Annotated in this window: 9 protein-coding genes; all 9 read right to left on the bottom strand. The window is 51.4% G+C overall.

Annotated features, from left to right (window positions below):
• On the bottom strand, nucleotides 1-569 hold a 569-nt coding region (locus tag B3W37_RS15075), incomplete at its 3' end, for a murein hydrolase activator EnvC family protein (RefSeq protein WP_483176282.1).
• A 44-nt stretch (nucleotides 570-613) separates the two neighbouring features.
• Nucleotides 614-1,495 carry a permease-like cell division protein FtsX gene (ftsX, locus tag B3W37_RS15080; RefSeq protein ID WP_481042311.1) on the bottom strand — a complete coding sequence of 294 codons (882 nt, stop codon included), beginning with the start codon at nucleotides 1,493-1,495 and terminating at the stop codon, nucleotides 614-616.
• Nucleotides 1,489-2,172: a cell division ATP-binding protein FtsE gene (ftsE, locus tag B3W37_RS15085; RefSeq protein WP_481042309.1), complete on the bottom strand. Its 684-nt coding sequence runs from the start codon at nucleotides 2,170-2,172 to the stop codon at nucleotides 1,489-1,491. The genes ftsX and ftsE overlap by 7 nt, the downstream gene beginning before the upstream one ends.
• A 76-nt stretch (nucleotides 2,173-2,248) precedes the next feature.
• Complete coding sequence (locus tag B3W37_RS15090; protein WP_481042307.1) at nucleotides 2,249-3,184, bottom strand: transketolase family protein; 936 nt, start codon at nucleotides 3,182-3,184, stop codon at nucleotides 2,249-2,251.
• A gap of 64 nt (nucleotides 3,185-3,248) precedes the next feature.
• Nucleotides 3,249-4,079 (bottom strand): transketolase, encoded by an 831-nt coding sequence (locus B3W37_RS15095; RefSeq protein WP_481042305.1) that lies wholly within the window; start codon nucleotides 4,077-4,079, stop codon nucleotides 3,249-3,251.
• Nucleotides 4,080-4,098: 19 nt separating this feature from the next.
• A protein-coding gene (gene prfB, locus B3W37_RS15100; protein ID WP_483176299.1) for a peptide chain release factor 2 occupies nucleotides 4,099-5,143 on the bottom strand; the annotation gives its coding sequence in 2 pieces (ribosomal slippage) (nucleotides 4,099-5,127 and nucleotides 5,129-5,143; 1,044 coding nt in all).
• A gap of 215 nt (nucleotides 5,144-5,358) precedes the next feature.
• The gene (locus B3W37_RS15105) at nucleotides 5,359-6,198 is read right to left on the bottom strand and encodes an OmpA/MotB family protein (protein WP_481042303.1); all 840 of its coding nucleotides are present in this window, start codon (nucleotides 6,196-6,198) and stop codon (nucleotides 5,359-5,361) included.
• Nucleotides 6,199-6,204: 6 nt separating this feature from the next.
• The gene (locus B3W37_RS15110; protein WP_481042301.1) at nucleotides 6,205-6,996 is read right to left on the bottom strand and encodes a flagellar motor protein; all 792 of its coding nucleotides are present in this window, start codon (nucleotides 6,994-6,996) and stop codon (nucleotides 6,205-6,207) included.
• Nucleotides 6,996-7,795 (bottom strand): SEC-C metal-binding domain-containing protein (locus B3W37_RS15115; RefSeq protein ID WP_483176283.1); only part of this gene is annotated, 800 nt, incomplete at its 5' end. The genes B3W37_RS15115 and B3W37_RS15110, both read right to left, overlap by 1 nt.

The following is a 7,795-nucleotide window of genomic DNA, read 5'->3' on the forward strand; positions in this document are numbered from 1 at the left end:
CCCTCCCGGGCTGTAACCAAGCGGTTTTGTTTGACCTCCAAATCGCTCTTTTTCTGATCAAGTTCACGGCGTTTATCATTAATGGAATCGATCAGTTCCATATCACCCTCGATGACATATTTCAGCATATCGTAGCGGGTGAGAAAATCCTTGATATCAGTCGAGGCCAATAGAACCTCAAGATAAGAAGCCTGTCCGCCTTCTTCATAGACATAAACCAGACGTTCCCCCAGAATTTCGACCTGCTTGTCAAGTTCCTTCTCCTTCTGGCTGATATCCTTCTGGGTCTGGCTAATTTCCTTTTCTAGCTGCTGGATATCATCATTCAGGCTTTTAATCTTTTCTTCAATACTTTTGATATCCTGATCCAAGGCCGAAATTTGGCTTACTACCGAGCGTTGTTTTGATCTGGCCGCATTAACATTGGCTTGCTGGGCGTCGATCTGCTGGTTTATTTGCTGCAGCTTCTCCCTGGCCTCATCTATCTCGTCAGCATACACCGGTAATATGCAGCTAAAGATAAATACCAGCCCCATCATGATGGCTATAGAACGTTTATGCGCGGACATATGTAGGCCTCCTTCTGCAAAATTATTAAAACCGCACTTCAAAATCACACATCGAGGAAACGATTGAGAGATATGTAGGTACCCAATACCCCCAGTAACGCCCCGACCATAACCAGCCCGGCGTAGACTTCAATCAGCAAGGCGCGGTTGGAAAGCACCGGTACAAAAGGCACCGACTGAATGGATCCGATCAGGGTCTCATATCCTACTGCCAGCAAGAGGATTGCTATCAATGATCCGGCAGTCCCCAGCAGTATGCCTTCGATAAAAAACGGCCAGCGCACAAACCAATCGGTGGAACCGATCAGCTTCATCAGATAGATCTCCTTGCGCCGCGAAAATATGGCCAGACGGATAGTGGTCGCGATCAGAAAAATCGCCCCCAGCGAGAGCAGGACAATAAAGGCCATACTTAATACGCGAACCCATTTGGTGGCTAAAAACAGGTTATTGACCATTTCTTTGCCGTAATTGACCCGTTCGATTCCAGCCACCTGTTCCACCTGCTGCGCTATCACCGGCACCTGATGCGGATCCAGGGCTTTGATTTCATAACCATCCGGCAAGGGGTTCTTGCCCATGGTCTCTTCCAGATTGTAGCGATCCTCCCCAAAGCTGTCCTGCAAGTATTGCAGAGCCTCTTCGCGGGAAACGAAGCGCACCGATTCAACCCCGGGAATGGCCTCCAATGCCTGCTTTACTTCACTAGCCTGATCGGCGGTCAAATCCTTATCGAGATAAGACATGATTTCCAAATCTGATTCCAAACGGGTAATAAGGTGGCTGGCATTGAGGGTAGCCAGAACCGCCATACCCAGAATCAGAATACAAATGGCGACTGTGCTGATGGTAGCCAGGGAAAGCAGGTGGTTGCGCGCCATTGATTTTACGGCCTCCCGGCAGAAATACCAGATGTTCTTTAACATACCAGATACTCCCCGGGCGCATAGTCAGCTGCAACTTTGCCCTTATCCAGCAGAATCACCCGCTTGCGCGCCGCTTTCACCAATTCCCTATCATGGGTGGCCATGATAATGGTGGTCCCCTTGCGATTAATATCGATAAGAAGATCCAAAATCTCCAGCGAAGTGTCAATATCCAGGTTCCCGGTAGGTTCGTCTGCAATCAGCAAAAGGGGTTGGTTGGCTAAAGCCCGGGCGATACCGACCCGCTGCTGCTCACCGCCGGAAAGCTCCCCCGGGAAAGAATTTTCTTTGTCCTCTAAACCCACCATCCTTAATACTTCGGGCACCCGCGCCTTAATTTCCCGGTGTGGCGCGCTCACCACCTCCATGGCAAAGGCCACGTTTTCATAGACTGTCTTTCTTTCCAGGAGTTTAAAGTCCTGAAAAACGATTCCCATACCGCGCCTGACCCTGGGAACATCGCTGCGTTTCATACGAACAAGACTGCGCTCGGCAATAAAAATCTGGCCCCGGGTGGGTTCCTCCTCCCGAAACATCATTTTGATTATGGTTGATTTGCCTGCGCCACTGGGTCCCATCAAGAAAACAAATTCGCCGCGATCTATTTTAAGTGAAATATCATCAAGTGCTTTGCCTTTGGGGTATACCTTGGAGACATTATAAAATTGAACTAACACCTATCTTCCTCCCAGAAAAATAAAAACCACCTGCATGAGGTGGTTCTACAGAAATAGTCATAATTCCTTTTAAAATTTATTTTTTTCTCAATAAATCCCGGACATTGTGCACTATTTTTTCGACAGTTAGGCCGTAGTGCTCCAGGAGCTCATTGGGCTCCCCGGACTGCCCGAAGACATCATTAACCCCCAGGCGTACTACCGGCACGGGGTGATGGGCACATACCGTCTCACAGACTGCGCTACCCAGACCCCCGATAATACTGTGCTCCTCAACGGTGAGAATATTCCCGGTTTCCCTGGCCAATTCAATAACAGCCGCCTCATCGAGCGGTTTTATGGTATGCATATCGACAACTGCCGCCTCGATGCCTTCCCGAGCCAGCAGCTCAGCCGCTTCCAGGGCTTTGGAGACCATGACTCCACAGGCGATGATAGCGGCGTCTTCCCCCCGCCGCAGCCGGTTAGCCCGACCGATCTCAAAAGGGGAATCCTGATCATAGATGACCGGCACCGCCGGACGTCCTAAACGCAGGTAAGCCGGCCCATTCATATCATACAATGCGGAAACCGCCCGGGCCGTACTCACTCCGTCAGCGGGGACAACCACGGTCATATTGGGCACGCTTCGCATCAGGGCTATGTCTTCGACGCTTTGGTGAGATCCGCCGTCCTCACCAACGGTTAAACCGGCATGAGTAGCACACAGCTTTACGTTCATCTTGCTGTATGCCACCGAGTTTCGCACCGCTTCAAAGGCGCGCCCGGTGGCGAATATGGCAAAAGTGCTGGCGAAGACCACTTTGCCGGCGCTGGCCAAACCGGCCGCCATCCCGACCATATTCTGCTCGGCAATCCCGGCATTGATAAACCGCTCTGGAAATTGCTTGGCAAAATCGGCGGTTTTGGTGGATTTCGACAGGTCGGCATCCAGCACTACTACATCCTGATGTTTTTTTCCTAATTCCACTAAGGCCTTTCCATAGGCATCCCGGGTAGCCTGTTTTTCCAAGCCAGTATCCTCCTTACAGCCTGCTGCCCGCAACGGGTCAACACAGCCGGGTTTTTTGTTCGGTTTACATGTTCAATTCCGCCAGGGCTCGAGCGATTTCCTCACCCTTAGGCGCAACCCCGTGCCATTCCACTTTATTCTCAATGAAAGAGCAGCCTTTGCCTTTAATGGTTCGGGCCACGATGGCAGTGGGTTTGCCTTTAACCAATCGGGCGCAGTTTAAGGCTTCCAATATCTGGCGGATATCATTGCCGTCTATTTGCAAGACCTCCCAGCCAAAAGCCGCGAATTTTGCAGGAATAGGCAGGGGGGACAGAACCTGTTCCACAGGCCCGTCTATCTGCAGGCCGTTGAAGTCTATGAATGCCACCAGATTGTCCAGGCGGTAATGGGCTGCCGCCATGGCTGCTTCCCAGACCATGCCTTCTTCCAGCTCCCCGTCCCCCAGGAGGGTGTAGACCCGGTAATCCTTATGATCCATCTTGGCGGCCAAGGCCATTCCGACAGCCCAGGATATCCCTTGCCCCAACGATCCGGTGGAAGCTTCCACTCCAGCCAGTTTACTGCGGTCGGGATGCCCCTGCAAAGGGCTGCCCAGCTTCCTTAGGGTCTGCAGGCGATCAGACGGGAAATAGCCCCTTTCGGCCAGAACCGCATATAATAACGGTGCGGCATGGCCTTTGCTGAGCACAAAGCGGTCCCGGTCTTCCCAGTCTGGTTTTTGGGGATCAATATTCATCTCCCAGAAATAGAGCGCGGTTACAATGTCGGCTGCCCCCAGCGAGCCCCCGGTGTGGCCGGAACCGGCCTGTCCCAGCATGGCAATAATCTGGCGCCGCACCTCCCTGGCCTGCTCCTTCAGTCGCTGTACTTGCTGTTGGTCTATTTGTTTCACCTTAGCCACCTCATTGTTATTATTGTGCCTTTTTAGCCAGACAGGCATAGATAAAATCATTGATCTTGCCGTCCAATACCGCTTGAACGTTGCCTTCCTCCAGACCGGTGCGATGATCCTTTATCAAGCTAAAGGGGTTTAAAGTATAGGTGCGGATCTGGCTTCCCCAGGCGATCTCTTTATGTTCCCCTTTAAGGTTTTCCAGGTTTTCTTCCATTTCTTTTTGTTTCAATTCATACAGCCGGGCGGTCAGAATCTTCATGGCTGCCAGGCGATTGGCATGCTGTGAGCGTTCATTCTGGCATTGCACCACTATCCCGGTGGGCAGATGGGTAATGCGCACGGCTGAGTCGGTTTTGTTGACATGCTGCCCCCCGGCCCCGCTGGAACGATAGGTGTCAATGCGCAGTTCCTCGGGATTGATTTTTATTTCCACCTCTTCGCTGATCTCGGGCAAGACGTTTAATGATGCAAAAGAAGTGTGGCGGCGTCCCGAGGAATCAAAGGGGGAAACCCTGATGAGGCGGTGCACCCCCTGCTCGCATTTCAGCTTGCCGTAAGCATAATCGCCTTTGACCAGAAAGGTTACGCTTTTGACTCCAGCTTCGTCACCGGGCAAAAGATCCAGGATCTGCACTTGATAACCGCTCGATTCTGCCCAGCGGGTATACATGCGCAGGAGCATTTCCACCCAGTCCTGGGCTTCAGTGCCTCCAGCACCGGCATGTAAGGAGACGATCCCATCACTTTTATCATGCTCACCGGAAAACAAAATCAACAGTTGATAATCCAGGAAGCGCGCCAGGAGGTCTTCCAATTCCCCGGAAACCTCTCTGAAAAGCTCCGTATCCTGCTCATGTTCGGCCATTTCCAGCATGTCTCTTAAGTAATGGGCTTCGGCCATCAAGTTCTGGTAACGATCCACCTCTTCCTGCAAATGTTTGATCTGTCTTATTATCTTGTGAGCCGATTGGTGATCATCCCAGAAACCGTCACGGGCAGTCTGTTTTTCTAATTCAGAAATCTGCCGGCTTAAACTAGCGATGTCAAAGAGAAGCCCCCATTTCAGTTAAACGCGTTATTATTTCCTGACAGGTTGCCTTGGGATCCTCCAGCAAATTCGTTCCCTCCTCCATGAGTTAAATCTAATGTCTCGTAAAACCACCGGTTTTTTCCGGTGGTTGATAAGTACTATTTGGGTTTGACTTTAAGTTAGCATGTTTTAGAGCCTTTATGCAAGCAAGCGCCGCGAGGCTGCATGAGCCGGAATGCAAATTGGCTAGGTTGTTTGAGCTTCCGCCGGAGCAGTCTCATTCATCCGGGGAGGTTCGAAGTAATCATATTTTTTCTTGAGTATGACGATATCCACACGACGGTTCATAGCCCGGTAAGTATCATTTTCATTGGGCACCAGGGGGCGGTATTCACCATAACCGATTATGGCCAGGCGTTCTGCCGGAATCCGGGCGGATTCGCTCAATACATGCACTACCGTAGCTGCGCGCATCACTGATAGCTCCCAGTTGGACGCAAAACGGCTGGTATTGATGGGGAGATTATCAGTGTGCCCTTCCACCCGAATATAGTTGGGCAGGCTCACCAGGGTCTTACCCACCTCGGCGATGATCTCCCGGGCCGGTGAGGTCAACTGATCAGATCCGCTGGGAAAAAGCAGGGCGTCTTTGAAACTGATCACCAGACCCCGCTCCTGTTCGTAAACTATGATATGCTCGCTGAGTCTAATGGCCTGGCTGCTGGTGGCGCCCTGCCGGGCTTCCTGATCCTTGGCCTCGATGAATTCCGAAACCAGTTTTTTGACTTCTTCCAGCTGGCCTTGTTCGGTTCTGTCCTGATTCTGGGGCATATCCTGGCCCGACAAACCTTCAATCAGCGATGGGCCCTGGGTGTCTAAAACCGACATGGCTTGACCGGTTAAGACCACACTCAGTGAATTGGCAACTGCCGCATATTTCTGGGCATCGACCTGACTCATGGTATACATCAGAATGAAGAAAATCATTAAGAGGGTAATCAGGTCGGAATAGGTGATCAGCCAGCGTTCCTGGTTACCTTCCTCACTGTGCCCGCCTCTTTTTTTTCTGCGGCCGCTGCGCGTCATAAATAATTACATCCCCATTTCCAGCGATTTCTGCTGTTCGGCGGCTTTGCGAGTATCCGTCGGCAGGAAGGTCATCAATTTCTCTCTGATAACGCGGGGATTTTCTCCGGCCTGAATGGATAAGACCCCTTCTAAAATCAGTTCCATCAGCAGTACTTGCTTGTTGGCTTTGGTCTTGCATTTGGTGGCGAAGGGTATCCATAACACATTGGCCGAGCCCACACCGTAAAGGGTGGCCAGGAAGGCTACCGCTATGGCCCCTGCCAATGCGTCCGGGTCGGCCACATTGCTTAAGACGTGGACCAGCCCCATGACAGTGCCGATGATGCCCATGGTGGGCGCAAACCCCCCGGCGGTCATAAAGATATCGGCCCCGATGCGCTCTTCTTTTTCAAAGGCCTCGATCTCCATTTCCAGCATGTTCCTGGTCAATTCGGGATCGGTGCCGTCAATCACCAGCTGCAGGCCCCGGGCCAGAAAAGGACTTTCTATTTCCGAAAGCTGGCTTTCCAAGCTTAAAAGACCTTCGCGTCTGGCTTTGTCCGCGGTATCAACCAGGGTCTCCAGGACACTCAAGTAATCGATTCTCTTATCATTAAACACCAATTTGAAGAAATACCCCATTTTCTTTAATTCGTCCATGGAGTATCCGATCATGGTGGCGCCGATCGTGCCCCCCACCACTATGATGAAAGCGGTGTGCACCCAGAGCATACCGGCATGCCCGCCTTCCAGCAGAAAACCGCCGATTAAGCCCGCTATACCGATAAGCAATCCGATGAGTGTCGCTATATCCATTAATTATCCTCTCTTCCACAGCATTGTTTGTACTTCTTGCCGCTGCCGCAGGGGCAAGGCTCATTGCGCCCCACTTTTTTGCTGCGCACCGGTTTGCGGCTGCTCTCCTCGTTGTTGCTGCTGTAGACTACCGCTTTGTGTTCTTCGGGTTCTTTTACCACTTTGACCCGCAGCACAAAGCGAACCACATCCTCCTTGATGCTATAAACCATGGCTTGAAATGCTTCATAAGCCTCAAACTTATATTCGATTAAGGGGTCTTTCTGACCGTAAGCCCGCAGTGATATGCCATTGCGCAGCTGGTCCATGGCGTCAATATGATCCATCCATTTCTGATCGATGAAGTGCAGCAGGATGCGCCGCTCCAACTCCCTCATGGTTTCCGAGCCCATTTCGGCTTCGCGGGCTTCATAGAGGTGGTGGGTTTGTTCCTTTAGAAAATCCTGGACCGATTCCCGGGTCTGCCCGGTCAGATCTTCTGTGCTGAAGGCGGGTGCTGGAATCACATGCTGATCCAGATAGGTCAACAACCCGTTCAAATCCCATTCATCAGACCATTTGGCCTCACCGGCAAAAGATTCCACCACCGCATCTATGACATCGTCGATCATGCTGGAGACTGTTTCTTTCAGGTCTTCGCCGAAGAGGACCTTCTTTCTCTCTCCGTAAATAACCTCTCTTTGCTGGTTAATAACATCATCGTATTCCAGGACGTTTTTCCTGATACTGAAGTTGCGCGATTCCACTCTTTTTTGCGCGTTTTCCAGCCCTTTGCTGACCATATTGTGCTCAATCGGTA

The organism is Syntrophomonas sp. UBA5494, assembly GCF_002426325.1.